Below are 26,901 nucleotides of genomic sequence, written 5' to 3' on the forward strand. Positions count from 1 at the left end.
TCCTTACAGCCCAAACCAGCTGAAGCTGCCCGGCCAAGAAGAAGCAATAGCCGCATCGACAGCGGCCCTTGCTCGCCTATTTAAGCAATCCGAGCTTACGGGCTTGCTCCTCTGTTAATATAAACTGCTCCGTCTCCCACACTTCATCCTCATCCGTTCTTCCGAACATCAGCATAATATCATCCCATATATTCTTTTGCATCGCCTCAGCTTGCGTGATAATCACCTTCATGTTAGCATCCTTCCTTTCCTTGGAATCATCTCCTACTACATATACAACCATCCAAGGTCGTATAGAATCGATAAACAAGCAAAAGCCTGCAGATAGTATCTGCAGGCAGGATCTGTACTATAACTAGGAATAAGCAGGATGATATTTAATCCACGACATAGCAATGGTCCCTTCGCCGGCATGAATGCCCGCAACAGGAATAAAAGTCATGATTTCGGTTTTTAACGCCGGGTGGGCCCCGCTGATCTCCTTCTGGATTTCTTCGGCAACTTCTACGTTGTTTGCGTGCATGATGCAGACCTTTTTAATTTTCTGTAAATCCAGTTTCATAAGTTCCAGCATTCTCTGCTTGGCCTTCTTGAACGTCCGGATCTTCTCTTCCACAATGACCTTGCCTTCATCAAAACGCAGCAGCAGATGAATGCGGAGCAGGTTGCTGAGAAGAAGCTGGGTGCCGGATACCCGGCCGCTGCTGTGAAGCCGGTGCAGGCTTGCTGGAATAAGGTAGAACGACATGTTTTGCACCATGGACTGGATTTTATCTTTTATTATCTGCACGGTATCCCCTTGGCTATGCCAGTGTATCCCGGACATGATCATTTCGCGTACCGGAAACGCTCCCGCTTGAGAATCGATGCCAACCACGGGTACCTCGGCAATCTCTGCCGCCTGCATAGAAGAATTCAATGTTCCACTGAGCTCGGATGAACAGTGAATGGCGATAATATCATCATACTTCACTTTCAGGGATTCATATAATTCGATGAATTCACCGATCGGAGGCTGTGAACTGCTGACTTTCGGTTCATCTTTCATTCTTTCATAAAAGGCCTCTGCCGAAATGTCAATTCCTTCCCTGTACGCCTCCTGTCCAAGTATCAACCTCAAAGGTACAATATAAATATGATTTTCCTTGGCGAATTCAGGATCGATCGTACTCGTGCTGTCGGTTACCCATGCTATGGATCTCATTATCGTGTTCACGTCTCGCTTTCGTGTAGTAAAAAGTAGGAAAGGAAGCGATTTAAGCCGCTAAATTCATCATATCTTACCCTTACAGCGCTTTGCAAACGAAAGGAACGTGATTTCATATCCTACACATAGGTTCGCCACACAAAAGCCTTATTTTCTCTCTGCGTTATACCCCTTCTCTCCAAAAGGTTCCAGCTGTTCAATCCAATAGGCTTCCCGTTTGCTGACCGCATCCTTCAGATCATAGAACGGATCTTGCTTCGGCTCCATGGTCTCTAGAATCTCAAAGACAAACGCATCCTCGCCATACTCATTCCATTCCCGCTGGAGCGTCTTATTGTAGCTTGTTCCCATCTGCAGCTCGAATCGTTTGCCGTTCATGGTCTTCAAGTTATTCGTTCCGGCAACAAATACTTTGCCGTTCTTTGTGTTTCGAATTTGATACACGCCTGCTTCAATCTTGATTTCCTTATACATTTGATTTAATTCCTGTCTGCGATTCATGGCGTTAAATCCTCCTAATCTTAGCGTTTAAGTCGTTAACCAGTACTGGCTTCCATCGTCCTTGCGATCCAAAAAACCATATTCAATCAAATATCGGCGAATCGTCACATAATCGGGATGGTCCCTCCCGATCGTATCGTTGATTTCTTGTTCTGTATACTTGACACCCGGTCTAAAACGAGCCGCGATTTCTCGCAAAACGACGTATTTCTGCTTCTCCTTGAGCTTAAATGTCTTCAGCGGACCATCGGTCCCTTCGGGAAATACCTTGGCCAGGATTGCTCGCCTTTCTTCTTCCGTAACATTGTAGCGCTCATCCACCATCTTGGCCTGCTTGGGAATCTCAACAAATGCCGGTGCGTGGTCATCCTTTTCCTTCAGCAGCTCCATTAAAGTCAGCAGCACCTTGGACTGTCTTTCCTTCTCCTTCAAGGCAAACCGGTGATTGCGAATCGTCGATGCGCTGCCTATGCCGAGCTCCTGTTGAACCTCTTTATCGTTCATGCCTTGATAGAAGAGCTGCAGCAACCGATTCTGATGCTCGGTCAGTCCAGTCAGCTTCTTATCGAGCCCCGACAGATACTGAAACACCGAACCATGCTCCCGGCGGATATGAACAATCATGTATCGTTCTGACTCATATAACACATCTTGGTCCGGGTAGATGATCCCTTTCTCGATCGTCTTGCCGCACAGGAGGCATACCCACACGGGGCCTTCATCGATATAGCCTTGTTTAAGTTCATCTATAGAAGCATTCCAGAAACGCTCGTTCGGATCCAATGCAAACACCACTTTTCAATTAGTTATTTATATAGACATTTTATATTTTTGTCTATAACATGTCAATCGTGCTCCACTTCGATATAATATTTCTTCCTCCCTTCTGTGGAACCTGCTAGAATAGAGGTTGCTGCTGTAAAATTTAGGGGGTATCATCATGAGTTTCATCCAACAGTCGGCAAAAGAAATGCGTTCTTGGCCGCGTAACATCAAGCTTTTTTTTCTAGCTAACGTGCTGTATCAGATCGGTACCGGCATGTTTAGCGTGCTCTACAATTTATACATACAAGGCCTTGGGTATAATGACTCCATGAATGGAACAGTGGTCAGTATTCAATCCCTGGCAACGGCATTGATGTTCATTCCGATCGGCCTGATCGGAGACCGTGGCAGCCGCAAACGAATCCTCGTCCTTGGGGCGTTGTTAAGCGGTGCAGGACTGATCGCCCGCGCTTTTCTGGAAAGCGAGTTCAGCTTGCTTGGTCTTGCGATATATACCGGTCTGTTCGCATCCTTCTTTCAGGTGCTGGCGATCCCCTTCTTGGCGGAAAACACGGCGAAATCGGCTCGCATGCGGATCTTTAGCATCCACGCCTCGCTTGTTCTTGCTTCTCAAGTGCTCGGAAGCATGGGAGGCGGATTTTTGGCGGATGCCCTGCAGGCCGTTGGTATGAACAAGGTCGGCAGCTTGAAAACCGCGCTTTTCATAGGCGGCCTGGCAACCTTTGCGGCGTTTATCCCGCTCTTGTTCACAACCGATCAGAAGGCCGAGGAGATTCAGGCACTGGATGCACCGTCTACGGCTCATCAACCAGCTCAGGCAGGAGGAGCTGTTAACACCTCCGGTTTGGGGGATTACAAAGTCATCGGTCAGTTCGCGCTCGCCCAATTGTTAATCGGCCTGGGCTCAGGGCTTGTCGTGCCTTATTTGAATTTATATTTTACCAACCGCTTCTCGGTATCGTTATCGGCGGTCGGCATTCTGATATCACTCGGACAAGTCATGACGATTGTATCGATGCTGATCGGACCAACGCTGGTGAATCGAGTGGGAGCCGTCAGGGCCGTGGTGCTCTTTCAAGTGCTATCCTTGCCCTTCCTGCTGTTAACCGGGTTCACGAACGTACTCCTCATTGCATCGGTCGGCTTCCTGTTCCGCCAAGCCCTGATGAATGCCGCCAATCCGATACAATCCTCTATTCTGATCGACCGCGTACCGGATCACCGAAGAGGAATCGCCAATTCCGTCACGCAAACAGCCTTCATGCTAGGCTGGGCCACCATGGGACCCGTACAATCTAAACTCGTCACCACTTACGGCAACTATTGGGGATATGCGATCACATTTTGTATTACCGGAACGCTATATGTTGTATCTTCGTTTCTATACTACCGAATGTTCCGTGAGCGCAGAGGCAGCAGTCTCTCCTCCTCTGAAACCGCCGCTACTCTCTAGCCTCAACCCGCAGTGGTTTCACATGGAGCGGAACAGCTCCATCAGCTACGGCAATGGTCCGGGCCTGAAAGCTTCCCTTATACCGGAAGACAGGCCCCAATATCGGATTGTCTACCTCAACGGATATCCGGTATTGTTGTTTCCCGTCATCATACCATTCGTTTACATCGGCTGTTCCGGTGAACCACCGGGGAAATCGAAACTGCAAAAGCCCCTCATAAAACCTCTGCTCCCCCGATTGAATGCGAATTCCGCCGTTAGCCCCTGTGGCTATCCGGAGATCGACCGCCAAGTGCTGTTTATTCCCTAAATAATCCACGACTCGGCTGCGCTGCGTACTATAGATCATCGTGGCATCAAACCGCCTTTGGACACCCGGAAAATCAAAGCTGCGGCACCACGTCACCGTTTCTCTTCCCCATTCATCCCGATACGCATAGTTCTCGATCCGAAACGGAATCCCTTTTCCGCGATTCGGAAACATAATATGCCGCTTCGTGCCTATATACAGAGGCAGCGCGGCCCAAGGCGCGTACCAGATCTCTTCCATAATGCCTTCGCCAATCGAAGCGATATGATCCTTGCTGTCAAACCCGAACCGCTCCCGAATTTTGGGATGGAGCATTTGAAATTGCAAGCCCAGCGCTTGTTCATAGATCGAGGTCATGCATCTCCCCTCCTTTACGGGAGTTATACCCGGGGACGGGTCTTCGTGCGGGGCGGTAGGCACTCGGTAAATCTGCAGCAGACAGCAAAGCCATGAAGCATAATCCCATCATGGATCCGCTAAGCGTTAACGGATTGAACGGAGCCTTCATTAACTGGGGGGCCGTCATCCATGCTCCAAGCATCAAGACCGACAGCAAGAGAATTTGCAGCCTGTACCACAACCGACTCTTATGGAAGAGCAGCGTCAATAACCCAACGCCAATCTCGGTTATGCCTAGAAATGTCAGCACCAAGCCCTCCTGCCCTCCTGCCAAGCCCGACTGCCGCAACAGATCAAGCTCACCGGCTTCCGGGAACAACAGCTTCGGTACCAGCCCTTCATAACACCATAGAATGACCAGCATAAGTACGCTCAAGGCATGGATGAGTGCCTTTGGAATCGTTGCCGAAGGCGGAATATCCTTCTCTGCCCACAAACGCAGCACATCAAAGCTCCAAGCCGTCGCCGCGCCGAATAAAGGCCGAAACAGCAACCGGTCAAACCACTCGCCTGCCATTCCGAACCGTGTTTTGTAATCGTATTGGGTAGAGAAGCTTATGATGCCGCCCCCCTTGTCCGCATACTTCCAATAGCCGCTTCCCTCCCGAATCAGGGAACAGCGCTGATCCGAGCCGAATCGCAGTACCGAGATGCGATTCCCCGTCTTCGGGTGCACGGCTGTTTTCGCAGCTCCCGTCCCCGTAGCTTCCAATCCGAAACCAATGCGGGTTTTATATAGAAACTGCTGGATGTCCGAATCAGCCTTCGGCAAATAATGGATCTCGGAAAACCGCAAATCCCACTGTTGATGCAGCTCAGGCCTCTGCGTCAACGTCCACAGCTTCTCCATATCCGTCTGGATATCGAGCTCGACATAGATCGGTTTTCTCTTCATGCGCTTCAGCTCCCCTTGGGATGTCCTTTAGGTCTTCTGCCGGACACCTCTCTATTTACAAGCCATTTTACAGCCGTGGGGGGACTCCCCGTTAGACCTCTCTTTTGTAGAACATACCAAGAAGAGGTACTACGTTTCGTAGTACCTCTTCCGGTCCTTCTATATAATCCGGCCATAATTGATCCTAGAGCTAGTTGTCGTTCTCTCGCACGATCCCTTTGCGGCGGACCTTCTCCACGGCTTCCTTGCTATTTCTTACCCCGAGCTTTTTCAAAATTTTATTGATCTGGTTCTTGAGCGTGCTCTCGGTTTTGAACAGTTTCTTCTCCATCTGGGAATGGGTGTACCCTTCATCCAATAGATCAAACACCTCACGCTCCGCAGGCGTCAAGCCGCGCAGCTGCTCTTCGCGCTTAAGGCGGGCGAATTCCTTGAGCAGCACCTCCATCGATCCCGGATGAAGCACAGCGCTTCGGATGGCAGCCGGCAGCTCCTTAAACTTCGACTTCTCAATATAATTGACGGCACCGGCCGTAAAGGATTGCGTGATCACCTGCTCGTCACCCAGTGAGGTCAACATGATGGCCTTGGCCTGCGGCTTGCGCTCAAGAATTTCGGCGGCCGTGTATATCCCGTCAAGTCGGCCGGCAGTCAGCTGAATATCCATTAGCACGATATCAAAGGATAGGATTTGCGCCATCGCAATCGCTTGTTCGGACGACTCGGCCGTCCCGACAACGATCATATCCTCCTGCGCATTTAGAAAAACGGTCATCGATTTAATCCAATCCGGATCATCCTCTACCAAGAAGATTTGTATGCGATTCAAGCTTCTTCCCTCCCGGATAAACGAATGATTTTACTGCGCGGAAAATATAACGTAATCTCCGTACCAACCGCTTCGCGGCTCTCCAGACCTACGGAGCCTCCGCTTTTCTTCATCACGTTATAAACATACGACAAACCAAGCCCGAAGTTATCCTTCTTATGGCCCTTGGTGCTGTAAAAAGGTTCAAACACAAGCGCCTGCTGCGCTCTCGGAATTCCAATCCCGTTATCCTTAACGGTAATCGCCGCTCCTTTGCGGTCTGCCGTTATCGTTATCGTAATCAGCCCTCCCTCAGGCATCGCCTCCACACTGTTACGCATGAGATTGCTGATCGCTTCCTTCAAATGGACGGGATCTGCGAGCAGCCAAGGCCGCTGACGGCAAATCACCTTCAATTCAACACCATGCCTGCGCAACAGATCCTGTTCGCGGAGCTGCAGCTTCGCAAGCAGCTGATCCACGCGGAGAGGCTGTTCCACAAGCTTAAACGCCTTCATCTGCTGCTGCATGCGCCCCACCATGGCAAGCAGATGGTCCGATGAGTTCGCTATGACTTCAAGCTGTTCGATGGCAACGCCGTTGTCCAGTGGCAGCAGCTGCTTTACATTTTCGGCGCTCATCGCAATCTTCCCGATTTCGTTCTTGATGGTATGATTCAGCATGGAAGTCCCCGAGCTGACGGCTTGCATTGTGCGATCCAGCGGATCGCGCTCAAATTTCAGTCGTACGCCCAGGACGCCGTACACAAAGGTACAGATGACGGCAACGCCCAGCGAATACAGAATGAACAGAGACACATACCGGAACGAATCATAACCGGGCGAGATCAGATTTCCAACATTAATCAACAGCATCACGCCAAGCAAGGTAGGCACCATAATCCAGGTGGTAATCCACATGCTTTTGCGTTTTTGTGGATTCATCTCATGCGACAACGCGCGAATAAGCAAGGCACAGGCGGCCACATAATAGGGAACCGTCCATACGAATAACCATCCATAATGAATTCGGTAATCTTCCGTCAAAAGCACCTGGGCCAGCATCGCCAGCACCGGCAAAAACAAGCCTATTTTGAAATCGCGTTTTCTCTTACGCTGCCCGGGCGTGCGTGTATACACCAAGCAAAATATTAACACGCAATACGGTGTCAAGGTATGGTTTAGAAATTGAATCCACGGCTCGTACCCGGCCGCAATAAAACCGGAAGGCGCAAGCAAATCCGTTAAACCCCCGATTCCTGCGCTCCACAGAAAAAAAGCTGCCCAGCGGTTCACCTCGCTCCGAGGCTGATTGAACAGCAGCACAGCCGCCGCGCTCCAAAGCGCTACCACATAATACATCATGAAACATCGTCCATTCTCTTCCCGAATATAGTTTCATCCTACCACAATTGCGACAGCTGCGGGGGCCTCCTACCTATCTTCACGAACAAGTCGGATCCATCGAATCATGAAATTGGTTTACTTCATAGCTTCGATTTTTACATAGCGAAAACATTCAGTTTACATTCAGCCGCGTTTAAGAAAGATATCAGGAACGATTGATAGGATAGATCTCGTAAGCAAACAAGCATATGCATGACAGAGAGAAACGAGGTGGAAACATGACAACCCCATTGAAATACCGGAACGAGCTGAAGTTTTTTGTGAATCTTCACCAATATCGGATCATCAGTCAACGATTGAAGAATCTAGTGACCTACGATCAGCATGCCGGACCCGGCGGGGAATATCACATTCGAAGCTTGTACTTTGACGATATCAACAACAAAGCATTATACGAGAAGCTGGCGGGCGTCCGGGATCGGGTGAAATACCGCATCCGCATCTACAACGTAACCGACGACACCATCCATTTTGAGAAGAAAATCAAATTCCGGGATTACATCACCAAGCTGAAGGAGCCGCTCACAAGGGAAATGGTCGATCAGATCATGACCGGTCAATACGAATGCCTCTATCAGCCGGATAAACCATTAATGATGGAGCTGTATCACGAGATGAAGCATAAGCTGCTGCGGCCCAAAGTCATTGTCGATTATGTCCGCGAGCCGTATGTCTGCGCTAACGGAAATGTCCGGATCACGTTTGACAAGGAGCTTCGAACCGGCCTGCACTCCACGGATCTGTTCAATCGGAATCTGCTGCCCATCCGGGCGATGGATGAGAATCTGATCATACTGGAAGTCAAATATGACGAGTATATCCCGGATTACATCAAAATCGCGCTGCAGTTGGAAGGACTGGGCCGTCAATCGGCCTCTAAGTATGTGATGTGCCGTAAATTTCTGAAATATAACACATGGGAGGATCAATAGTTCATGAATACTACGACTTCAAGCAATACAAATACCACCAATTTTTCGGATATCATCAAAAAATCCGTCATGGAAAATTTCGTATCCGACATCAGCATCGCCAAAATTCTGATTACGCTGGCCGTTGCCTTTGTTATCGGACTATTTATTTATCTGCTCTATAAAAGAGTCTTCAGCGGCGTGCTGTATTCCAAAAGCTTTAACGTGTCTCTGATCGGGATGACCATGATCACGGCCGTTGTCATCATTGCCATCAACTCCAATCTCGTGCTCTCGCTCGGTATGGTCGGCGCACTCTCCATCGTCCGTTTCCGTACCCCCATCAAGGACCCAACCGATCTGATCTTCCTGTTCTGGGCCGCGGTTGCCGGGATCGTCACCGGAGCCGGGTTCTATACGCTGGCTGCCATCGGCTCCGTCGTTGTCGGTCTTATCCTGTTCTTCTTCATTAAGAAAGCGACAGTGGATACCCCTTATCTGCTCGTGGTCCATTGCGATCATGAGCAGAGCGAGCGGGCCGTAAAAGAACAAATCGGTCAAGCCGTGAAGCGTTATAATCTGAAGCAAAAAACCGTGACGCCAGGCAGCATTGAAGTGACGCTGGAAGTAAGGCTGCGTGACGCCGAAGGCCAGTTCGTAAACAAGCTGTCCCAGCTCCCGGGCGTTCATAACGCGGTACTGATCAGTTACAGTGGCGACTATGTATCCTAAGTCAGGCGGTGGTCAGAGATGAAAAAGAAAAGAATGACGCTCCTGCTGTCCCTAGCGCTGGCCATAGTCCTCCTAAGCTCCGGCTGCCAATGGACACCCACACCTGCCGAAACGATGAGCAGCACGGACAGCGATGCCCAGCAGGAGCAAATCGATTCGGCGGTTTTTCCGAAGGATAAGGTCATTGATGTTAAAATCACGATGGACGAAGCCGATTTTCAGGATATGCTGGACAACGCCAGCGCCGAAGAATACAAAGAAGCATCCGTCAATTACAACGGCATGCAATTGGATCATGTCGGCATTCGCACCAAAGGCAATTTAAGCCTGCGCAGCGTAGTCAATTCAGACTCCGACCGCTACAGCTTCAAACTATCCTTTGACGAATACCTCAATCAAACCTTGAATGGAATCAGTAAAATCAATCTGAACAACAACTACAGCGATGCCTCGTATATGCGGGAATTCCTGACCTACGAGCTGGCGGATTCAGTCGGATTGCCAACACCCGGCTTCTCTTACGTCAATGTATACGTTAACGATGAATTATGGGGGTTCTACCTCGCGATTGAACAGATTGGCGACTCCTATCTGGAGCGTCATTTCAATAATTCCTACGGCGCGTTGTACAAGGCCGAAATGAACGGTGCGGGCAGCGATCTGACTTGGCTTGGCAATGACCCCGATTCCTATACCGGACTTGTCATGAAATCCAAGTCCTCCAATGACGATGTATTGATCGATATGCTGGACGAGCTCAATAACGGCTCCGATTATGAGAAGGTCCTGGACGTGGATAATGTACTTAAGTACGTTGCCTTGAACGTCGTTGCTTCCAATATGGACAGCTACCTGGGGATGAACAAACAGAACTATTATCTGTATGAGAACAAAGGCGTCTTCTCTGTCCTGCCTTGGGATTACAATATGGCATTTGGGGGATTCGGCGGATCGGGCATCCTTATTGACGAGCCTACTCAGGGAGCCTTGGCGGAACGGCCCCTGATTGCCAAGCTGCTCGAGGTTGACAAATATAAGGAGCGCTATCACGCCATCCTCTCGGAGATGCTGGAGGGCTACATGCAGCAGGAAACATTCAATGAACGGGTGGCGCAATTACAAGATTTAATTTCCGGGCACGTTAAGCAAGACCCGAGACCTTTCTACACCTATGAGGAGTACGAGCAATCCATCCCGACATTAACTTCATTCGTGGAAGAGTCCATGGATAATATCCAGCAGCAGCTGGATGGAACGATTCCTTCCGCAGGCGATGGAACCGGCAGCGGCGGCGGCATGGGTCCGGGCGGTGGCGGCGGTATGGTACCTGGCGGGAACACGCCCACCAACAACGAAAGAACAACGGTTGATGCTGCTCCAGCCGTAAATACAGAACCATCACAAAATGCAGAAGAGCTTCCTGAAGATCAAACCCAATCTTCGGATCAGCCCCCTTCTGATGGAAATCAACCGGTCATGCCTCAAGACCCTGTCCAGAATGGTCAAGGCCAAGTGCCGGATTTCCCTCAGGGGCAGATGGGGAACGGATTCGGCGGCGAGTTTGGCGGTCAAATGCAGGGAGGCCCAGGAATGGGCCGGCCGGGCGATCGGTCAAACGGGAATGCCGAGGAACAAGGCAGTCCCAAGGAAGCCTTGTACGCCGGAGTATCCATCGCCCTGCTGCTTCTCTCTTGTCTCTTCGTAACACTGTATAAACGTAAAAGACTGTAATCATCTAACAAGGGGCAGTTCCCAAGGTCGATACCTTGGGAACTGCCCCTTTATCTACGATCGTTTGAGCCTATGACCGATGGTTTACACCTATTATACAATGAACCACGTGATCATGATGGGCGCTCCGATCAGGATCATGCCCAGCGCCATGACGATCCTCGTCGTATTTCTAGACAGCTTGTGCTGGGTCGCAGCTGAACGATACCAACCGCTGAATTGCAGGCGATTGCGATAAAGGACCAGAAACCACAGTACATTCCCCACGAACAGGAACAGGAAGTATAGTCCTTCCCAAGGTACCCAGTTCTTCAGTATTTGATGTTCTATGTTGCCCAGAACGGTTACAAAGATCATCATAATGATCATCATACGAATCATTTCGAGAATCGATGAGGCCAATTTGGTCATAACACTTACTCCTTTTTAATCATGCTGGTACTGGTTATTTTTCCATTATACAGCAAAAATAAGTTCATGATAAGCAAAAGGGCGATATGGCTAGTGCACCCATACCGCCCGCTTTAAATTTTGAGGCAAATCGATAACCTGTTTTGGCAATATAACCATTCCTAAATAAGCATCACGGAGTCGGCTATTTCATGGGGCCTAACTCTGCTTGTTGATCCTGAACCGATTGTTTTCTTATAAAATATGAATCCAGCTTCCGACTGACCCACAAGGACAGCACGATAAAGGCAAGGACACCGAACAATTTAAAAGGTTCAGCAATAAAATCGGACAGGTTGGCACCGATGTAAGAGACACAAAACACCATAATGCCCTTGCCCAAGGTTACAGCCATCAGATAGGACATCAGGTTCATTCGGGCCAGCCCGGCGGCCACATTGACAGCGACAAACGGCCCTACGGGAAGTATGCCAAGCAGGAAAACGTAACTGAATCCGTTGCGCTGAATCCAGCGCATACCGCGCTGAACTTTAGGTTTATTCGCCCAGCGTTCGATCAGGGCCGTACCGGATATTTTGCGCACGATGAGAAAGGTCGTTAAGCATCCTGCCACCATACCGATCCAGGAGTAAAGAAACCCGGCCCAAAGCCCATACACCGCCGCATTAACACCTACGATCACGATCGTGGGCATCGGTGGAATGAAGGATTTCAGGAAAGTCAGAAGGATGCCCGGCAGAGGACCTAAAGCTCTAAACTGTTCTAACCACCATTCCAGATTGCTCTCTGTAAAGTAAGACATGATGTCCAAGTAGCCATTCAATGACTTCACCCATTTCTGCTAAGTATTGCCGACTAGCCGACCTGAAGCGCCTGATTCAGCTGAGCCAGATGGTGGTTGTCGTGCCAGATGAAATCCCGCATAAATTGCGCCACCTCAAAGGGATGCCCGTCACCGTCCGTGTACCGCAACTCATATGACGTTTCAGGCAAGGCTTCAATCACCCGAATCAGTTTCTCCCTTGCGGTTATCGTCTGATCCACCAGCGCTTCTGTCGATAACGTCTTGGCATATTGCCTCGACTCTTCATTAAACGTGTCATAATCCACATGCCGGACGGTCAATGCATCCCCTGTAGAGATTTTGGCAATGGCTTCATTGTAAAAATACTCATCCCAGCGCATGATATGGCATACCACATCACGTACGGCCCATTTCCCCTCTGCAATCGGGGTGCTCCAATATCCCTCTTCCTGTTCCGCGAACTCTCTCACTTTGCCGATCCATGCGGAATACTCATTCAGCAGCTGCTGTTTGTCACTCATATCCATCCTCCTTGTCCATATAAGATTTAATATAGGCGTCAAGTCGATCCTCCGGCCAGTGATACATCTGGAGCAGCTCTTCATAAGGATCGCCCGAGATATGTAACAGCTTCGCAAAGGCAGGCTCCGTCTTGTAACCCGACCTCTTCAGCTCGATAATCTCTTGTCTTGCAGCTTCACCGAGTTGCTTCAGAAGCTTGTATTCCACGATCATATGACGGTAACCATTCTGCTTCGTAGAAGGTAATGGCTGCGCAAAAATCTCGAACTCCCATCCTTTATACCGAAAACGCGCTACCGTTCGATCCACGTTGTTGACCGTACGGGATGAGCACGTGAAATTCGAAACAAGTTCGCTATAACGCGTCATGAGCTCCCGCTCAAAACGGGCAGAATCCGTCACATGGCAGATGATATCAAGATCGCTTGAAGCGATGTGAATCCCGATAGGAATCGTGCCCACCAATATCGGGTTACAAGGTTTCAAATGATCCCATAGTCTAAGCTCGTCTATAACCATGGCTGCTTGCTTCTGTTTATCAGAGCCTAGACGTAAGTATTCCAAGTTAAGAAAATCCATAGGTTCTTGCATGGCTGCCTCCACCTGCCTTACTCCGCTGAACTTTCAGGTTAGCGCTCGGTCCACGTCGTCCGAACATAGCCCAGCTTCATGCCGACCGATTCCATGTTACGATGACTCTGCGATAAGAAAGCGCACTGCGAGGCAACCAGGTCGCATCCTGCAAGCTTCGCCTCCTGTATTCTCCTGCGAAGCAGCTCCCGCTGCAAGCCCTGACTACGATGCTCCGGGAGTGTTGCCGCAAATGTTAGTGACGCTGTCGATTGATTAACATACATGACGCCAGCTGCGGCCGGCTCATCTTCGACATAAGCCATATAGAAGCTCCATCCCGGTCGTGAACACAATACACGATTATTCGAGGCTACAGATGGAATCCCTTGATCAGGCAATCCTGTTCCACGGCAATGAACTTTAGCATAATCCTCAAATTCATCTTTGTCTATTGTTCTGATCACAATTCCATTACCTTGCACCCCCTTCAGCTCTTGCGGGTTCATATACATTGCATTATGAAAAGCAGATTGATAGAATCCGCGATCGGCAAGCGCAGCTAGAACTTCCTGATTCACCAGGCCGGGTACGATCTCGAACTGGAATTTGCGATCCTTCGATTGATAAAAGTCGATGATATCATCCAAGTTATATAGATCCTCTGAACGCAGTCCTTTCACCGTGTTAAAAGAAAGCCAAGGCATCGTCTTGCTATACAAGCACAGCGCATGGCCGAAGCGCTTCATTTCGACCCCTTCGGGATTTCCGGTCCGACCTTCGATTGCTTTCATTCGATCAAACATATAATCCGTTTCCGAATCCTGAATTCGATGGATAAGTTCCTCAGATGGAAGATGCAGCATATTGCCTCCTATGTATTAATGATTAGTTCTCCTTAACGGGATAAATAGAGCCCGAAGATCGCTTGCTGATGCTTCGGGCTCTTACTTGCTGTGTATGTTTTATTTCGCGCTGCCCGGCAGATCGCATGATCCGTCGGCGCACATGCCGTCGCTGCTGTCGGAATCATTCACCATCACTAGCGGATTCGCTTCACGATAAGCCTTATCTAAAGCGTCCGTGAACACTTCCAGTGGCTGCGCGCCGGACACGGCGTATTTGCCTCCCAGCACAAAGAACGGCACTCCCCGAATTCCCAAATTTGCTGCTGCTGCTTCGTCTGCCCTTACTTCGGACTGGAAATCGTCACTCTCGAGCGCGGCCACAGCCTGCTTCCGCTCCAGGCCGACTTCAGCCGCCAGATCGGCCAACCGATTCTTATCACCAAGATTCTCGCCGTCTGTAAAGTGTGCACGGAACAGCCGCTCCGTCATTTCTTTCATTTTACCATGCCCGGATGCAAAATGAACCAGGCGGTGTGCATCAAATGAATTGGCCGGGATGACGCGATCCATGTGATAAGTAAGCCCGACGCTTGCCGCTTGCTGGGTAACGTTGGCGTTCGCAGCCTTGGCCTGTTCGATACTCATGCCGTATTTGGATGCCAATATCTCGTCCATGGAAACCCCGGCTTTATACGATGCATTGGGATCAAGCTCAAAGCTGCGGTATACCACTTCAACCTGATCTTTATTAGGAAATTGTTCCAAAGCTGATTCGAAACGGCGTTTACCAATATAACAGAACGGACACATAAAATCCGACCATATTTCCACTTTCATTCTTTTCGCCTCCTAGCGAGCATGAATACTAACTTACTTATTGTAACCCGCTTTCAGCATGACATCAACACCTCACATGAATATGGAAAGGTCTTGCAAGAATGTTCAGGATACCGAGTACAAACACGCCGGTTATCTAAGCGGGGCTGTTCTCCTCTAATCTGGCAAGAACCCAATCCGTCACAACCTTTAAGCCTTGATTTCCCTTCAGGGAACTATTGATCACCAGATCCGCATGCCAGCGGGTAGGCTCAACATATTCATCGTGCCTGTATCTTACAAGCTGCAAATATTCCTGAAGCACACTTTCCTCGCTATGCCCTTTTTCTATAAACCACCGGTTTCTGCGAAGCATCCTTTCATCCGCGGGGCAATCTACGAACAGCTTCAAATGAAGAGAGTTCCTAAGGGATTCGAATTGATACAAGAGAAATCCTTCAACAACGATTACATCGTATTCGCCACTATGGACGGCGTGCTCATAATCCTCGGTCAGACGCTCGATATCGACGGCATCCGGATGGTTAAAATCCTCAAATATTTGATTCGTGAAGGGCGCCTTGGCCAAGGGCCTAACGGACTTATAGTATTTATCCATATGGAAGATGGCCACCCGGTACTCGCTTAACCTCTCCTTGAGATTAAGACTTAGCGTTGTCTTGCCGCTGCCCGAACCTCCGCCAATCCCGATCCTTAAAGTCTGCCTACGCTCCATATCCTTTCATCTTCCTCCGCATGTATGTCCAATGTATAGGTTCCATTATTATACAACCGATCCCAGGAAGTTGAAAGTTCCAGCGTTACAGAAAACACGTCAATCGGCGTACGTTCACAGAAGACGGACCACGATTAAACCAAACAAAAAAACAGACAGCATACCGCCGCCTGTCACTTATATTTTTTCCAATCCATCTCGCTGTGTTCCAGTAAATATTCAAAATCATTGTCGCGCCGCTTCTGTTCGGCCTTGCGCACAGCTTCCCGTTCCTGTCTTTCCTTCTCAAGCCGCTCGGCTTCATTGGCTTTCAAGGATTCGGTTGTTGCCTTCAACTTCGCCAGAACTTGAGGGTCCAGCATATCCTTTAACGTAGCGGGTTTATCGGCAGCTTCGGTTCGCGGCAAGGGGGACTTTTGTTTCTTTTTTGCCATGTTCATTCACCTCGATTTTCACATTATTATATCATCTTATGAAGGACCTGGCATCTATATCTGCTTGATTATAACCACGAAAAAAGAGAGCCTCTCGGCTCTCCTTCTCATTATGTATACTTTAATTTTGAGGGCGATCGATGGGACTTGAACCCACGAATGCCGGAGCCACAATCCGGTGCGTTAACCCCTTCGCCACGACCGCCATGACAATGAGCAATGGATATGCCCGAGATCATAATTTATCAGATATTTAGCTATTTGGCAAATTGTAATTTCTTACATCCCATTCTTGATTTCAACGGAAAGAACATACTATACTTACTTGATTCCAACTAGATAATAGCGCCCTTATTCGATACAACATGATGATATAAGCACGGGAGGAAGCACAACGATGATCTATCATATTGACTATGTCTCAGAGGGATTGCATGTCAAGGGGTATCTTGGTCTGCCGCCGCAACTGCCCCGTTCGAGCGCACATGAGATGTCCAAAGCGTTCAACGCAATTCACGGCGTTTCAATAATCGGCACGCTGGCATGCTCCTTAAATAAGGACACTATCCGGGAAGGATTCTCAGGATCGACTGCCCCTAAGTTGCCGCTCGTACTGTATTGCCGCGGTGGCATAGGCCGGATCGGCGCGGTAAGGTTGAAGTGGGTTGAAGAATTCGCGGCGCAAGGATATGCCGTGTTTGCTCCGGCCTATCGCGGAAACGAAGGCGGCGAGGGCAGGGATGAATTCGGCGGTGCCGATACGATGGATGTGATCTCCGCAATCGAATGGCTATCACGCATTTCATGGATAGATAACAGCCGTATTCATCTGTTGGGCTTTTCCCGCGGTGCGATCAATGCTGCCGTGGCAGCTGCTCTGTCACCACATGTATCCAAAATGATTCTCTGGAGCGGTGTCTCCGACCTGGCGCAAACCTACGAGGAACGGATCGATCTGCGCAGGATGATGAAACGCGTCATTGGCGGTACGCCAACCAAGTTTCCGGAACGATACCTTCTTCGGTCCCCAATCCATTATGCGGCCCGAATTCGATGTCCCGTTCTGATTGTCCATGGGACGCGGGACGAGCAGGTCCTGGTGGAACATAGTTACCGGATGCTGGATAAGCTTCAAGAACAGGGACACCAGCCGGAAGCCCACCTGTACGAAGGGCTGGGACATCATTTCCCGCCACCGCAGCATGCAGCGGCGATCAACCGGATGTTCGACTGGCTGAAGAAATAAGGAGAAGTTGAGGAGCGCGCCTCTCCTTCTACTTTTCTCTCTCCAAGCAATTGTTGATTAGCAAGGCTTCCAACTAGTTGTGCCCAGCAGCCGTCTCAATCCAGTATTTACACGTCCCGTTCGTAATGGAACTTAACTCACCGTGATTCGTTTCAATGATGCAACGGGAAGCCAGGTTGAATTCATCGCAGGTCAGAAGGACACGGCTTATGTTCTTCTCATTGGCTTTCTTGACCAGCTCCGCCAGCAGCCGCTTGCCATATCCTTTCCCACGCTCCGACGGCCTGATGACATACCCGATATGTCCTCCTAGCTCTAGCAGATTGTCATTCAAGCGGTGTCTCAGCTTACCATATCCTACAGGCTTGTCGTTATCGTACAACCAAAATATCGTCTGGGAAACATACTGATCCGGCAGATCGATGCCTCTGGCCATTTCGTAATTGCGCTGTACCTTGGAAGCGAACTCTTCCATGCTCCCGCTATTTAGTCCATTAACGAAGCCGTTCCCGCCCTGGCCGATTTCCTGGACCATGAGCAGCAGACTTTCATCCTCCTTCACCTGCAGCTCCCTTAATGCTAATGCCATGACTATTCCTCCACTTGAAAGATCGAATCTACAATGACGGGCAGCTGATCCCGTAAGGATACGGCTCCGAATACGGATCTGGCGTGAATCCCTTGGTCCCCGAACACCTCTAGCATCAAGTCCGAGAATCCATTCAGCACCTTATGATGCTCCTCATAGTCGGTTGTTGCGTTAACGAAGCCTTGAACCTTAACCACGCGCTTCACTTTATCAAGTGACCCCAGCCCTTCTCTTAATACGGCCAGAACTTCAATCCCGGTCAGACGGGCATATTCATACCCCTGCTCTGTTGTGTAATGCTCCCCGAGCTTCCCTCTCGGCTGTCCTGAGGGCCCCTTGCCTGAAACATACATCAACCCGTTAACGATGACATAGTTGGCATACTTGGCTGCTGGCGAGCCTGCTTTAGGCAGGCTGATACCCAGCTGCTCCAGACGTTCCTCGGCATGAACGGTCATGTGATCACTCCTACAGGAAATATATTCTATCTAAATTTCAATTATTGTATCACGGAATGACCTTTTTACAAGTAAAAAAAAGACCAACCTCACTCTTCGAGGCTGGTCTTAAATTCAACATGTCGGATGTTTAGATCCGGAACGAATAATAAGCATAACGCTCCGCATTATGAATGGCCTGCCATACGTCCGTCGTCTCGGCGCCCGGATACCAGTAGGCATAACCGGCAATCTGATATTTGGCGGCCATGAGATGTTTCATGGATAAAGAGCGGGACTCCTCGGTCCATATGCGATGCGGAATGCCGCCGCTGGTATAAGCTGCTTCATACTGCGCCACGCTCTCATTCCATGTGAATGAAGCCTTGTTCAGGCGAATGCGATGTCCTTGCTCAACCAAACTGATGTCATGCGAGGATACCGACGAAGCAATCTTCCAATCTCTCGTGTACAGCGGATACGCGATGATGCTCTTCTTAGCCGGAACTTGGGTCAGCAGCTTGCTCAGCCCAGACTCGCTCCAAGGGAGCGAGGAAACGGAGCCCGCTTTGGGCGAACCGCCCCAGTGCTGGTCATAACTCATGAGCACCATATAGTCCACTTGTGTACCAAGGGTTGCATAATCGAATGCAGCCGTCCAATCCGTTTTCAGATCAGGGGAAACATCGATGGATAACTTGGCTCCAAGCCGTCTCATCTCTATGGATAACTGCGTGATAAAGGCCGTCAGATTCTGCCGGTCCTGAGGCATAACATTCTCAAAATCAATATTGATCCCATCCAATCGATACCGGGATACACTCGCTGAAATACTGTCAACGACAGACTTTCGGGACTGTGCGCTGCTTAAAACTTGATTAGTTCCTTCCGCATTCCCGCGGTTCCCCACCATAGCCCACACCTGCCGACTGTTGTTATGAGCCCAATTCAACAGCTCCTTGTCGGTATGGTCCGTCACCTTGCCATTAGCCTCCATGTAGTACCAACGCGGTACCAGAACATTCAAGCCGGCCCGTTTGGCATAGGAGATGTATTGCTTCGTTGTACCGTTATATAACCAGCCCATATGGATATTTGCGGGGGTCTGGCTATCGATCATGGACTTCACATTTCCCGATTGGAGGACCCTGTCCAGCAGCATCGCCGTCTCTTCCCGGGTGATCGCGTCCTGCGGTCTGAATTGCCCTTTGCTTCCTTGCAGCCAGCCTGCATTCGTCGCTTTGCCAACCGCACTCCATGCCCATTCCGAGATCCAACCCGAATCCGTATATAGGCCGGCCGTATTTCCATTATCATAACCACTTTCTTTCATGGCACGAATAACCATGACCGCGGCCTCTTGTCTTGTTATCGAAGCATTTGGAAAGAACTTGTAGCCGTTCCCCTCCACGATGGATAGATTAAGTCCTGCATGAATCCAGCCGTAGTACCAAGCTGATTTGGATACGTCCTGAAAGGCAGACAAATCATTTGGAACGGGCTCCATCTTGAGCATTCTGGCAACCATGGCCATGAATTCGGCACGCGTAACCGGATTACGCGGCAAAAAAGCTCCTGTGCCATCCCCGCTTACGATACCTCTCTTGGCTAGACGATGGATCGCGTCTTTTGCAAAGCTTGCCGAGATATCGTGAAAATCGGTCGGACTAGGAGCTTGAGCCGCTGATGCCTGAAGAGAGCCAAAAAGCGATGTAAAAGACAACAGCAAACAAAGTGAAAGGAAATATTTCTTCAAAGGGACGCCTCGATTCTATTCTATCATCTGATACCATCAGCATATCAGATGATCATAGACTCAGGCATTATTCATTTCTTGGTAATATTCACTGCCGGTATAGATTTAACAGGATAAGATAACCGCACCGATCCCTTTTACAACAAGGGAATCCCCGGTTAAACGCGTAATATGCTCTTCGCCAAGCAGAATCTTCCATTCGCCCAGCTCAGGCAAAACCAGGGAGGACTCTCTCCGTGCGGCATAATAGAGCACATAGATATGTTTCTGTGGGTCACCGCCCGCATGATCACGAAGCGTGTAAGCGACAGTATGCTCAGGACATCGTTCAAAGTGAAGATGCTTACGAATCGACGCGGTATCCCTTAATCTGAATGCTGGATGTTGCTTGCGGAGCTGAACGAGCCGTTGAATGTATTTCACACCATCCTGGTGCTCCGATGCCATACCCCAGTCCAGCCGATTCACTTCATCACTAGCATTGTAGCTGTTCTCCACTCCGTTCTTGGAACGGTAATACTCTTGACCAGCGTGCAGGAAAGGGATGCCTTGACTGGTCAGAATCATGGCCGATGACAGCCGGTGCATATCGCGGCGTAAGGCATCATTCTCCCCTTTGGTCGACAGCATAATTTTGTCCCATAGCGTATGGTTATCATGACACTCCACATAGTTTACGCACTGATCCGGCTCGGAAGCAAACGCCTTGATATCTTTGGAATACGGAATGGCGCCCACAATGCCTTGCTTCACCTTGTCTTCAAATCCATCTCCGCCGCTCACAAAGCCTTTATAATCAAAATGAAAAATATCTCCTTTGACCGCATCGCGGAATCCGTCGTTAAAGTGAGCGATACGCGGCATCACGGCTGCCTGCTGCTGGTTCGCTCGCTTCCTCTCATCCAGCTCGGTATTCATGACCCAACCTTCGCCGATCGTGATGATCGACGCATCGATCTCGTCCAGGCGCGCCCGGATTTCATTCATCGTCTCCACGTCCAGCAATCCCATCAGGTCAAATCGGAAACCGTCAACCCGGTATTCCTTCACCCAATGCAGAACGGATTCCACAATGAATTTCCGCATCATCGGACGCTCGGATGCCGTGTCATTACCACACCCGGATCCGTTGGAGAATTTGCCGTCCTTCGTATAGCGCAGGTAATATCCGGGAACCAGCTTCGTGAAATTGATCAGATACCCGTCATATACATGGTTATACACCACATCCATAATGACTCGAAGGCCTTGATCGTGGAATGTCTGAATCAGCTGCTTCAGTTCACGAATCCGAACCTCCGGCACGTACGGATCCGTAGCATACGAACCCTCGGGAGCATTGTAGTTCTTCGGGTCATATCCCCAATTGTACTGCGGCTCATCAAGCCTGGTTTCGTCCACGCTTTCCGTTGCAAAATCGTAGATCGGGAGCAGCTCCACATGGGTGGCCCCAAGCTCGACAATATGATCAAGCCCTGTACGAATCCCTCCGGGACCTCGGGTACCTGTCTCCGCCAGACCTTTAAACTTGCCTTTAAACTTAACTCCGCTGTCTTGATGAATGGTGTAATCACGAACATGCAGTTCATAAATCACGGCATCTAGAGGACTATGGAATGGCGGTTTGTCTTCTGTCCACTGTTCTGGATCGGTCGAGGCCATATCCAAGATGTAAGCACGATCCCCATTGACGCCTACAGCGGCGGCATAGGGGTCGACAGCTTCGTTCCATTGATCCCCGATAAGGACCTGATAGGTGTAGAACATGCCTTGAAGGTTTTCTCCTACTTTCAGCAGCCAAGTTCCCTTCACATCACGAGTCATCGCGAAACGCCGGGCTTCTGCTGCCTGCCAATCCGGATAGAGCAGAACGTATGCCTCACTAGCCGTCGGTGCCCACAGGCGAAACGTGGACTCTTGAGGTTGGTAAGTTAAACCCAGATCCGTTCCATCGTAATAAAATAGCTTGTCAAATTCCTTATCAAAGACGGAGACTCCCCCGGTGACCGCGGGATCTCCGTAGTGAATAACAGCGTTGCTTTCTTTTTGTACCGACAAGATGTTCACTCCTCATGTATGCTTCCTATCCAATCGTACCTGTTCAACTTCTTCTTCCGTGATGGTACGGGTACCATAGCGGGCTTCCTCGTAAAGCTCAATCAAGGATTGTGGAATACGTTCCTTCCGCCCGTCCCATTCCTTAAGATCGCTTTCGGTTTCCCGCGGTGTTAGCGACGCTTTCCAATTATAGCCTTCCCTGATGCTTCGGGAAAGTATCATGCGATACATTTGGCGAATTTTCTCATTCAAATGCTCCGATCCTTCTCCCGCCCGAAACTTTCCACCGATACGCATGCCGGACAACAGCCGTTTTAGCCGCTTGGATGCCGGGTCATGTTCAATATTCTCCACTTCATCCTCATAACCTAGCGAGGGTTGAATGTTCTGTCTGTTCATCATCCTGTTCATCCATGCAGAGAATCTTCTATACAGCTTAGGCAGTATTTTGCCAAACCTGAATAGAACATACAGTATCCCGATCCCTATAACGGTGAACACGCCATAGATCAGCACTTGCTCCAATACTTTCATCCATGGGCTCGGCGGCTTGGTTTCTTCATCGAGAAATGACATTTCGGGCGGAGGCTCCGACATCGAAGGCGGCTCCGGGGCCTGCTCCGCTCCGGAAGCGAACCATCCGGAGATCCATGCAGCGATCCCCCGCGCCATATCAGAGACCCATTGCTGCAGCTGCGGTAGAAAAGCGACGACCGCAACAAGAAGCAGCAATACGATGATAAACCAGCGATTGTAGCGCAGCACGCGCCGTTCCAATACGGGCTGATCATTGCCTGGCAGGGTCTCATCCAACACCAACTGCCGATTGATAATCAACAGGGTCAATCCTAACGCGGCTGCCCCCATCCATGTCAGAGAAGATATTCCACCACGGAACGAATCCATGAAACTTAATATGAAACTGCTGACCCCGTACAAAATCAAACCGATTAAGAAATACGTCCCCGGAAACATCAGATTCCAGCTTACCTGCTCCATTCGGCTTCCGCGATAACTGGCAATAAAGATCAAGGGGATAAAATAAGCTAGGGTAATATCGACGCCTATAAATGCGATGGATACCGCAATGGAAACCAGGCAAGCCCATAAGGTTGCCTTAAACTGACGATCCAGCTTGAACCATTGCGCACCTGTATAGCCAAGTAAGTACCCGCCTAATACTAGGGCAGGCCATATCCATCGGTACGATTCAGGCAGCAGATAGAACGCCGGAATAAAGAGTACCGGGAAATAGAGCACGCATTCCACGAATCCCTGCAAGAACGTTGTTATAAATCCAGTGTCTCGAGAGGTCATGCAGACACCTCCTTCGCAGGAGACGACACTTCACCGAGAGGAAATACCTGAATCGTGTGCCCATGGTCCCGAAAACGCTGAAACATCTCTTCCAGTCTGGGGCTGACGTAAGTGCTTAGAATGAGGATATCTCTTGCCTCTTCATGCCGGGACAGTTCAGAGGCCAGATAATCATGAAAAGAAGCCTTTCGGGTCAACTCCAGTCTCGCCAGCATTTCAAATATCAGATGCTGCTGTGTCATGCCGCCTGCAACCGGGACGAATGCTTCATCGGTTGAATCCTCGCCAAGCGTTCCGTTTGTCCCCATTCCGATCTCCATGCCCTGCGACAATAAGTGAGCTGTAATGCCGGCCGCCAGACGGATGCCATACTCGATCGGCTCAGGCCGCGTCGCTTTGCTCCACATCTGCTCATGATCCTCTATATTCAGATAGATCAAGAGTCGGCTGTCCGCTGTGGTATCCCGCCTGTGGACCTGCAGCGTGCCCGTCCGTGCGGTCGCTTTCCATTGAATATCCTTCAGCGGATCGCCGTCGCGATATTCGCGTACGCCCGATATCAGGAAAGGGTCCTCCAAGATCCATCTTCGGACCAGCATTTCGCCCATCCAAGTCTGGACCGGGAGGGCCATGTCCGACACATCCATCGGCATCGGGTACACGATAATTCCACCGGACAACGTCTTGCTCTGGACAATCGACTCCATTCCGACCAAATCACCCGTCGTCATCGATACCGTACCCAGCTTGTACAGACCTCTGCGCTTAGCGATAATCCGATGTCTGCGAAGGATTTTGGTCCAAGGCAGAAGACTGAAGAAGCTCTTGTGGTTCTGATTGAATTGCCCCTCACTGATATCCAGGTTCAATTGGTTATCAAATGCCAGTCCCGAACGAAATTGGGATTCTACCCTTAACCAGGGTACAGGCAATGCTTTGCGGTTCTCAATGATTTCGATCAATTCCACGGAATCTCCCTCATAGCAGGTAGACACCTTAAAGGAACGGCTGTAGTTCAGCCTTTTCAATGCCATCCGTTTGAAAAGCTTGCCCTGCACGACTACGACCACAGCGGCGATTAACAATATCCAGTAGGCTCCCATAGCAATCCGCCCCCTACGACGAAATGCCTTCTTCTGTCGGTACGGAAACCTGCTGCAGCAGCCGTTCGATCACTTCTTCCGCCGCGGCAGCGCCGCCGCGGCTGTGGAGCGTCCCTCGAAGCTTCAACCGGTGCGCCCATGTCGGCACAGCCAAATCTTTTACATCATCAGGGGTAACAAACTCCCTGCCCTTCAGGACGGCTTGTACCTGCACAGCCTTCAATAATGCTTGGCAGCCCCTTGGGCTTACGCCGGAGGCAACCGCTTCATCCCGTCTTGAATGCTCGGAAAGCGCAACGATGTAGGATAACATCTCATCACTGACATGTACTTTGCTGACGATATGTCTGGCTTGTACGATCCGCTCAGACGTTGCAATCGCCATTAGAGACTCCAAGGGCTGCTCCTCTTTAAATCGCTTCAGAATATTCACGCTTTCCTCTGAGGTAGGGTATCCCATATTCAGTTTGAACAGAAAGCGATCCAGCTGTGCCTCCGGCAGCGGAAACGTTCCTTGCTGTTCCAGCGGATTCTGCGTCGCGATAACCAGAAACGGTTCTTTCAGCTGATGGGTTACCCCGTCAATGCTGATCTGGCGTTCCTCCATGCATTCCAATAGACTGGACTGCGTACGAGGTGTCGCCCGGTTGATTTCATCGGCTAGAAGGATATTCGTGAACAGAGGCCCCGATCGGAATTCAAACGTCGCGGATTGTTGATTATAGAAATAAATGCCGCTCAGATCCGACGGCAGCAAATCCGGCGTAAATTGTACTCTCTTAAACGTGCAATCAATCGACCTCGAGATGGATTTGGCCAGCAATGTCTTACCTGTACCCGGCACATCTTCCAACAGAACATGACCTGAAGTGACCATGGCAATAAACAGTCTGTCAATCAGCTGCTCTTTACCTACCATAACTTTGGAAACGTTTGCCCGAATGTCGTCGGCAAGACGGCGAACGCCATGATAATCTATAGTGATTGTAACCACCCCTTATGTAGTTTAACTTTACAACAAAGTTCGTCATGACATCCCATAATTCCTGTTATTCGGGACAAAATAAGACCGATTGCTGGATATTCGGCTCCCCCGTCCTTTCAAATACGGCAAGAAGCTGTCCAAGGACAGCTTCCGAGAATGCACCCTATTGACGTATGACCTGATATGTTTAAGCCCTGATTATTCTGCCGTCCTTTCTTCATGGGAAGCTGAATCTGTCCCGCTTTCAGGGATCAATAGTTTCGTCAGCTCCGCCTCAGCCTGCTCGCGGCTATCGATCCGGATATCGATATAATGCCTAACCTCAGGCGGCCGGGCATAAAACGGCTCCAGAGACGCAGTCCATAGCTTATAATCCGGATGTCCGCGGAAGCCGATCAGGCGATCCTTAATACCGCTCCAACGGACGAGGAATATATATTCATCCCGGTTCTCCACGCACTTGTGAAGCTCATGGCTTACATATCCCTTTTTCGTTAACAGAACGCCGGAAACTTCCCGAAAGACACTTTCAAACTCGCTTGCCAGCCCCGGTTTGATATAAAGTATCGCTGATTCCAGTATCATATCGTATCCCCCTCTTCGATATCCATCCGATCAACGGTAAAAAATAACGCTTGTATTTGGCAGCGCCATGCTAGGAAAACAAGTAGGTGCAGTCAAGTATATGCTGATATAATGAGAAGCATGAATACACTTATAAGGATGAGACAAACATGGCATTCGGCATCTCGAGACAGGAATTGCAGCAATGGAAGCAGAAGGTCGCGCAAGGAGACATCGCTTTTTTGACCCATTATTGGTACGACAAGCGGTTTCCGGAGTTCCATACCGTAACCAAAGTAGGCTGCTCGAACATCCAGCGCCTTGAGGACTGGTGTGTATCCAACGGGCTTAATCCGAAATATATCCATTACCGCCAACCTTACCCGCACTTTGATCTGATCGGTCCCAAGCAAACCGAATTACTGCATAAGTATAGGCTCGATGAGCATATCACCCGATTCGGTCTGTAAATGCCGATCGGCGTACATTTAACAAAACCCGCCTTGATCCGCCGGCCGTTCTCGCTCATGCCGTGTCTGATCAGGCGGGTTTTTTAGAATGCTTC

General features: G+C 49.8%; 30 protein-coding genes and 1 tRNA gene. 6 read left to right on the forward strand and 25 right to left on the reverse strand.

From position 1 onward, the window contains the following. Nucleotides 1–76: 76 nt before the first annotated feature. The 4 genes from PLA01S_RS31935 to PLA01S_RS11595 all read right to left on the reverse strand — a co-directional run bounded on the left by PLA01S_RS31935 (nt 77) and on the right by PLA01S_RS11595 (nt 2,491). Nucleotides 77–232 (reverse strand): hypothetical protein, encoded by a 156-nt coding sequence (locus PLA01S_RS31935; protein WP_164817406.1) that lies wholly within the window; start codon nt 230–232, stop codon nt 77–79. Nucleotides 233–355: 123 nt separating this feature from the next. Then, nucleotides 356–1,204 (reverse strand): DegV family protein, encoded by an 849-nt coding sequence (locus tag PLA01S_RS11585; protein WP_100537904.1) that lies wholly within the window; start codon nt 1,202–1,204, stop codon nt 356–358. A gap of 150 nt (nt 1,205–1,354) precedes the next feature. Next, complete coding sequence (locus PLA01S_RS11590) at nt 1,355–1,708, reverse strand: GIY-YIG nuclease family protein (protein ID WP_100537905.1); 354 nt, start codon at nt 1,706–1,708, stop codon at nt 1,355–1,357. A 27-nt stretch (nt 1,709–1,735) separates the two neighbouring features. Continuing rightward, the gene (locus tag PLA01S_RS11595) at nt 1,736–2,491 is read right to left on the reverse strand and encodes a DUF2087 domain-containing protein (protein WP_127592364.1); all 756 of its coding nucleotides are present in this window, start codon (nt 2,489–2,491) and stop codon (nt 1,736–1,738) included. A 157-nt stretch (nt 2,492–2,648) separates the two neighbouring features. Between PLA01S_RS11595 and PLA01S_RS11600 the strand changes: the two genes are divergently transcribed. Next, nucleotides 2,649–3,947 carry an MFS transporter gene (locus PLA01S_RS11600; RefSeq protein WP_127592365.1) on the forward strand — a complete coding sequence of 433 codons (1,299 nt, stop codon included), beginning with the start codon at nt 2,649–2,651 and terminating at the stop codon, nt 3,945–3,947. On the opposite strand, the gene PLA01S_RS11605 is transcribed toward PLA01S_RS11600, so the two are convergent. The 4 genes from PLA01S_RS11605 to PLA01S_RS11620 all read right to left on the reverse strand — a co-directional run bounded on the left by PLA01S_RS11605 (nt 3,937) and on the right by PLA01S_RS11620 (nt 7,723). Continuing rightward, entirely contained in the window at nt 3,937–4,614 is a 678-nt protein-coding gene (locus tag PLA01S_RS11605; protein ID WP_127592366.1) for a DUF4166 domain-containing protein, read from the reverse strand. The two genes, PLA01S_RS11600 and PLA01S_RS11605, sit on opposite strands and share 11 nt — an antisense overlap. Continuing rightward, on the reverse strand, nt 4,598–5,551 hold the full coding sequence (locus tag PLA01S_RS11610) for a DoxX-like family protein (RefSeq protein WP_127592367.1): 954 nt from the start codon (nt 5,549–5,551) through the stop codon (nt 4,598–4,600). Before PLA01S_RS11610 ends, PLA01S_RS11605 begins: the two co-directional genes overlap by 17 nt. A gap of 190 nt (nt 5,552–5,741) precedes the next feature. Continuing rightward, nucleotides 5,742–6,380 carry a response regulator transcription factor gene (locus PLA01S_RS11615; RefSeq protein ID WP_127592368.1) on the reverse strand — a complete coding sequence of 213 codons (639 nt, stop codon included), beginning with the start codon at nt 6,378–6,380 and terminating at the stop codon, nt 5,742–5,744. Continuing rightward, on the reverse strand, nt 6,377–7,723 hold the full coding sequence (locus tag PLA01S_RS11620; protein ID WP_127592369.1) for a sensor histidine kinase: 1,347 nt from the start codon (nt 7,721–7,723) through the stop codon (nt 6,377–6,379). The genes PLA01S_RS11615 and PLA01S_RS11620 overlap by 4 nt, the downstream gene beginning before the upstream one ends. Before the next feature lie 260 nt (nt 7,724–7,983). Here PLA01S_RS11620 and PLA01S_RS11625 point away from each other — a divergent pair, with 260 nt between their 5' ends. The 3 genes from PLA01S_RS11625 to PLA01S_RS11635 are packed head-to-tail and all read left to right on the forward strand — an operon-like array spanning nt 7,984 to nt 11,139. Beyond that, complete coding sequence (locus PLA01S_RS11625) at nt 7,984–8,697, forward strand: polyphosphate polymerase domain-containing protein (RefSeq protein WP_127592370.1); 714 nt, start codon at nt 7,984–7,986, stop codon at nt 8,695–8,697. 3 nt (nt 8,698–8,700) lie between these two features. Continuing rightward, complete coding sequence (locus tag PLA01S_RS11630) at nt 8,701–9,408, forward strand: DUF4956 domain-containing protein (protein ID WP_127592371.1); 708 nt, start codon at nt 8,701–8,703, stop codon at nt 9,406–9,408. Between the two features lie 18 nt (nt 9,409–9,426). Beyond that, entirely contained in the window at nt 9,427–11,139 is a 1,713-nt protein-coding gene (locus PLA01S_RS11635) for a CotH kinase family protein (protein ID WP_127592372.1), read from the forward strand. 93 nt (nt 11,140–11,232) lie between these two features. Here PLA01S_RS11635 and PLA01S_RS11640 read toward each other — a convergent pair whose 3' ends face one another. The 9 genes from PLA01S_RS11640 to PLA01S_RS11680 form a co-directional block, all read right to left on the reverse strand. Then, on the reverse strand, nt 11,233–11,550 hold the full coding sequence (locus PLA01S_RS11640; protein ID WP_127592373.1) for a hypothetical protein: 318 nt from the start codon (nt 11,548–11,550) through the stop codon (nt 11,233–11,235). A 184-nt stretch (nt 11,551–11,734) separates the two neighbouring features. After that, nucleotides 11,735–12,352, reverse strand: coding sequence for a TVP38/TMEM64 family protein (locus PLA01S_RS11645; protein ID WP_164817407.1), 618 nt, complete (start codon nt 12,350–12,352; stop codon nt 11,735–11,737). Nucleotides 12,353–12,405: 53 nt separating this feature from the next. Continuing rightward, a complete protein-coding gene (locus tag PLA01S_RS11650) occupies nt 12,406–12,876 on the reverse strand; it encodes a DinB family protein (RefSeq protein WP_127592374.1) in 471 nt (156 codons plus the stop codon). After that, a complete protein-coding gene (locus PLA01S_RS11655) occupies nt 12,869–13,468 on the reverse strand; it encodes a DUF4269 domain-containing protein (protein ID WP_127592375.1) in 600 nt (199 codons plus the stop codon). The genes PLA01S_RS11650 and PLA01S_RS11655 overlap by 8 nt, the downstream gene beginning before the upstream one ends. Before the next feature lie 38 nt (nt 13,469–13,506). Continuing rightward, nucleotides 13,507–14,313 (reverse strand): GNAT family N-acetyltransferase, encoded by an 807-nt coding sequence (locus tag PLA01S_RS11660; RefSeq protein WP_127592376.1) that lies wholly within the window; start codon nt 14,311–14,313, stop codon nt 13,507–13,509. Nucleotides 14,314–14,412: 99 nt separating this feature from the next. Further along, entirely contained in the window at nt 14,413–15,132 is a 720-nt protein-coding gene (locus PLA01S_RS11665; RefSeq protein ID WP_127592377.1) for a DsbA family oxidoreductase, read from the reverse strand. A 136-nt stretch (nt 15,133–15,268) separates the two neighbouring features. Beyond that, nucleotides 15,269–15,847, reverse strand: a complete 579-nt coding sequence (locus tag PLA01S_RS11670; protein WP_127592378.1) for a uridine kinase family protein — start codon at nt 15,845–15,847, stop codon at nt 15,269–15,271. Between the two features lie 173 nt (nt 15,848–16,020). Beyond that, the gene (locus PLA01S_RS11675; RefSeq protein WP_071220257.1) at nt 16,021–16,281 is read right to left on the reverse strand and encodes a YqkE family protein; all 261 of its coding nucleotides are present in this window, start codon (nt 16,279–16,281) and stop codon (nt 16,021–16,023) included. Between the two features lie 132 nt (nt 16,282–16,413). Beyond that, a tRNA-His gene (locus PLA01S_RS11680) sits at nt 16,414–16,486 on the reverse strand. A gap of 192 nt (nt 16,487–16,678) precedes the next feature. On the opposite strand from PLA01S_RS11680, the gene PLA01S_RS11685 reads away from it, so the two are divergent. Next, entirely contained in the window at nt 16,679–17,527 is an 849-nt protein-coding gene (locus PLA01S_RS11685; protein ID WP_127592379.1) for an alpha/beta hydrolase family protein, read from the forward strand. A gap of 73 nt (nt 17,528–17,600) precedes the next feature. On the opposite strand, the gene PLA01S_RS11690 is transcribed toward PLA01S_RS11685, so the two are convergent. From PLA01S_RS11690 to PLA01S_RS11725, 8 genes are all read right to left on the reverse strand, one after another. Continuing rightward, a complete protein-coding gene (locus PLA01S_RS11690; protein WP_127592380.1) occupies nt 17,601–18,116 on the reverse strand; it encodes a GNAT family N-acetyltransferase in 516 nt (171 codons plus the stop codon). 2 nt (nt 18,117–18,118) lie between these two features. Continuing rightward, nucleotides 18,119–18,574: a RidA family protein gene (locus PLA01S_RS11695; protein ID WP_127592381.1), complete on the reverse strand. Its 456-nt coding sequence runs from the start codon at nt 18,572–18,574 to the stop codon at nt 18,119–18,121. Between the two features lie 130 nt (nt 18,575–18,704). Continuing rightward, nucleotides 18,705–20,276: an S-layer homology domain-containing protein gene (locus PLA01S_RS11700; RefSeq protein ID WP_246059450.1), complete on the reverse strand. Its 1,572-nt coding sequence runs from the start codon at nt 20,274–20,276 to the stop codon at nt 18,705–18,707. A gap of 138 nt (nt 20,277–20,414) precedes the next feature. Next, complete coding sequence (pulA, locus tag PLA01S_RS11705) at nt 20,415–22,367, reverse strand: type I pullulanase (RefSeq protein WP_127592383.1); 1,953 nt, start codon at nt 22,365–22,367, stop codon at nt 20,415–20,417. Nucleotides 22,368–22,379: 12 nt separating this feature from the next. Then, nucleotides 22,380–23,684 (reverse strand): DUF4129 domain-containing protein, encoded by a 1,305-nt coding sequence (locus PLA01S_RS11710; protein ID WP_127592384.1) that lies wholly within the window; start codon nt 23,682–23,684, stop codon nt 22,380–22,382. Next, nucleotides 23,681–24,787 carry a DUF58 domain-containing protein gene (locus PLA01S_RS11715; RefSeq protein ID WP_127592385.1) on the reverse strand — a complete coding sequence of 369 codons (1,107 nt, stop codon included), beginning with the start codon at nt 24,785–24,787 and terminating at the stop codon, nt 23,681–23,683. Before PLA01S_RS11715 ends, PLA01S_RS11710 begins: the two co-directional genes overlap by 4 nt. 13 nt (nt 24,788–24,800) lie before the next feature. Beyond that, nucleotides 24,801–25,781 (reverse strand): AAA family ATPase, encoded by a 981-nt coding sequence (locus PLA01S_RS11720; RefSeq protein ID WP_127592386.1) that lies wholly within the window; start codon nt 25,779–25,781, stop codon nt 24,801–24,803. Nucleotides 25,782–25,970: 189 nt separating this feature from the next. Continuing rightward, nucleotides 25,971–26,357, reverse strand: coding sequence for an antibiotic biosynthesis monooxygenase family protein (locus PLA01S_RS11725; RefSeq protein WP_100537931.1), 387 nt, complete (start codon nt 26,355–26,357; stop codon nt 25,971–25,973). Nucleotides 26,358–26,506: 149 nt separating this feature from the next. Between PLA01S_RS11725 and PLA01S_RS11730 the strand changes: the two genes are divergently transcribed. Further along, on the forward strand, nt 26,507–26,806 hold the full coding sequence (locus PLA01S_RS11730; RefSeq protein WP_127592387.1) for a hypothetical protein: 300 nt from the start codon (nt 26,507–26,509) through the stop codon (nt 26,804–26,806). Nucleotides 26,807–26,901 lie beyond the last annotated feature (95 nt).

This window comes from Paenibacillus lautus NBRC 15380 (assembly GCF_004000945.1).
GTDB classification, from domain to species: Bacteria; Bacillota; Bacilli; order Paenibacillales; family Paenibacillaceae; genus Paenibacillus_AQ; species Paenibacillus_AQ lautus.

Coding starts and splice junctions, on each gene's coding strand:
- PLA01S_RS31935 (WP_164817406.1), bottom strand. CDS start 232: ATGAAGGTGATTATCACGCAAGCTGAGGCGATGCAAAAGAATATATGG.
- PLA01S_RS11585 (WP_100537904.1), bottom strand. CDS start 1,204: ATGAGATCCATAGCATGGGTAACCGACAGCACGAGTACGATCGATCCT.
- PLA01S_RS11590 (WP_100537905.1), bottom strand. CDS start 1,708: ATGAATCGCAGACAGGAATTAAATCAAATGTATAAGGAAATCAAGATT.
- PLA01S_RS11600 (WP_127592365.1), top strand. CDS start 2,649: ATGAGTTTCATCCAACAGTCGGCAAAAGAAATGCGTTCTTGGCCGCGT.
- PLA01S_RS11605 (WP_127592366.1), bottom strand. CDS start 4,614: ATGACCTCGATCTATGAACAAGCGCTGGGCTTGCAATTTCAAATGCTC.
- PLA01S_RS11610 (WP_127592367.1), bottom strand. CDS start 5,551: ATGAAGAGAAAACCGATCTATGTCGAGCTCGATATCCAGACGGATATG.
- PLA01S_RS11620 (WP_127592369.1), bottom strand. CDS start 7,723: ATGATGTATTATGTGGTAGCGCTTTGGAGCGCGGCGGCTGTGCTGCTG.
- PLA01S_RS11625 (WP_127592370.1), top strand. CDS start 7,984: ATGACAACCCCATTGAAATACCGGAACGAGCTGAAGTTTTTTGTGAAT.
- PLA01S_RS11630 (WP_127592371.1), top strand. CDS start 8,701: ATGAATACTACGACTTCAAGCAATACAAATACCACCAATTTTTCGGAT.
- PLA01S_RS11635 (WP_127592372.1), top strand. CDS start 9,427: ATGAAAAAGAAAAGAATGACGCTCCTGCTGTCCCTAGCGCTGGCCATA.
- PLA01S_RS11640 (WP_127592373.1), bottom strand. CDS start 11,550: ATGACCAAATTGGCCTCATCGATTCTCGAAATGATTCGTATGATGATC.
- PLA01S_RS11645 (WP_164817407.1), bottom strand. CDS start 12,352: ATGTCTTACTTTACAGAGAGCAATCTGGAATGGTGGTTAGAACAGTTT.
- PLA01S_RS11650 (WP_127592374.1), bottom strand. CDS start 12,876: ATGAGTGACAAACAGCAGCTGCTGAATGAGTATTCCGCATGGATCGGC.
- PLA01S_RS11655 (WP_127592375.1), bottom strand. CDS start 13,468: ATGCAAGAACCTATGGATTTTCTTAACTTGGAATACTTACGTCTAGGC.
- PLA01S_RS11660 (WP_127592376.1), bottom strand. CDS start 14,313: ATGCTGCATCTTCCATCTGAGGAACTTATCCATCGAATTCAGGATTCG.
- PLA01S_RS11665 (WP_127592377.1), bottom strand. CDS start 15,132: ATGAAAGTGGAAATATGGTCGGATTTTATGTGTCCGTTCTGTTATATT.
- PLA01S_RS11670 (WP_127592378.1), bottom strand. CDS start 15,847: ATGGAGCGTAGGCAGACTTTAAGGATCGGGATTGGCGGAGGTTCGGGC.
- PLA01S_RS11675 (WP_071220257.1), bottom strand. CDS start 16,281: ATGGCAAAAAAGAAACAAAAGTCCCCCTTGCCGCGAACCGAAGCTGCC.
- PLA01S_RS11685 (WP_127592379.1), top strand. CDS start 16,679: ATGATCTATCATATTGACTATGTCTCAGAGGGATTGCATGTCAAGGGG.
- PLA01S_RS11690 (WP_127592380.1), bottom strand. CDS start 18,116: ATGGCATTAGCATTAAGGGAGCTGCAGGTGAAGGAGGATGAAAGTCTG.
- PLA01S_RS11695 (WP_127592381.1), bottom strand. CDS start 18,574: ATGACCGTTCATGCCGAGGAACGTCTGGAGCAGCTGGGTATCAGCCTG.
- PLA01S_RS11710 (WP_127592384.1), bottom strand. CDS start 23,684: ATGACCTCTCGAGACACTGGATTTATAACAACGTTCTTGCAGGGATTC.
- PLA01S_RS11715 (WP_127592385.1), bottom strand. CDS start 24,787: ATGGGAGCCTACTGGATATTGTTAATCGCCGCTGTGGTCGTAGTCGTG.
- PLA01S_RS11725 (WP_100537931.1), bottom strand. CDS start 26,357: ATGATACTGGAATCAGCGATACTTTATATCAAACCGGGGCTGGCAAGC.
- PLA01S_RS11730 (WP_127592387.1), top strand. CDS start 26,507: ATGGCATTCGGCATCTCGAGACAGGAATTGCAGCAATGGAAGCAGAAG.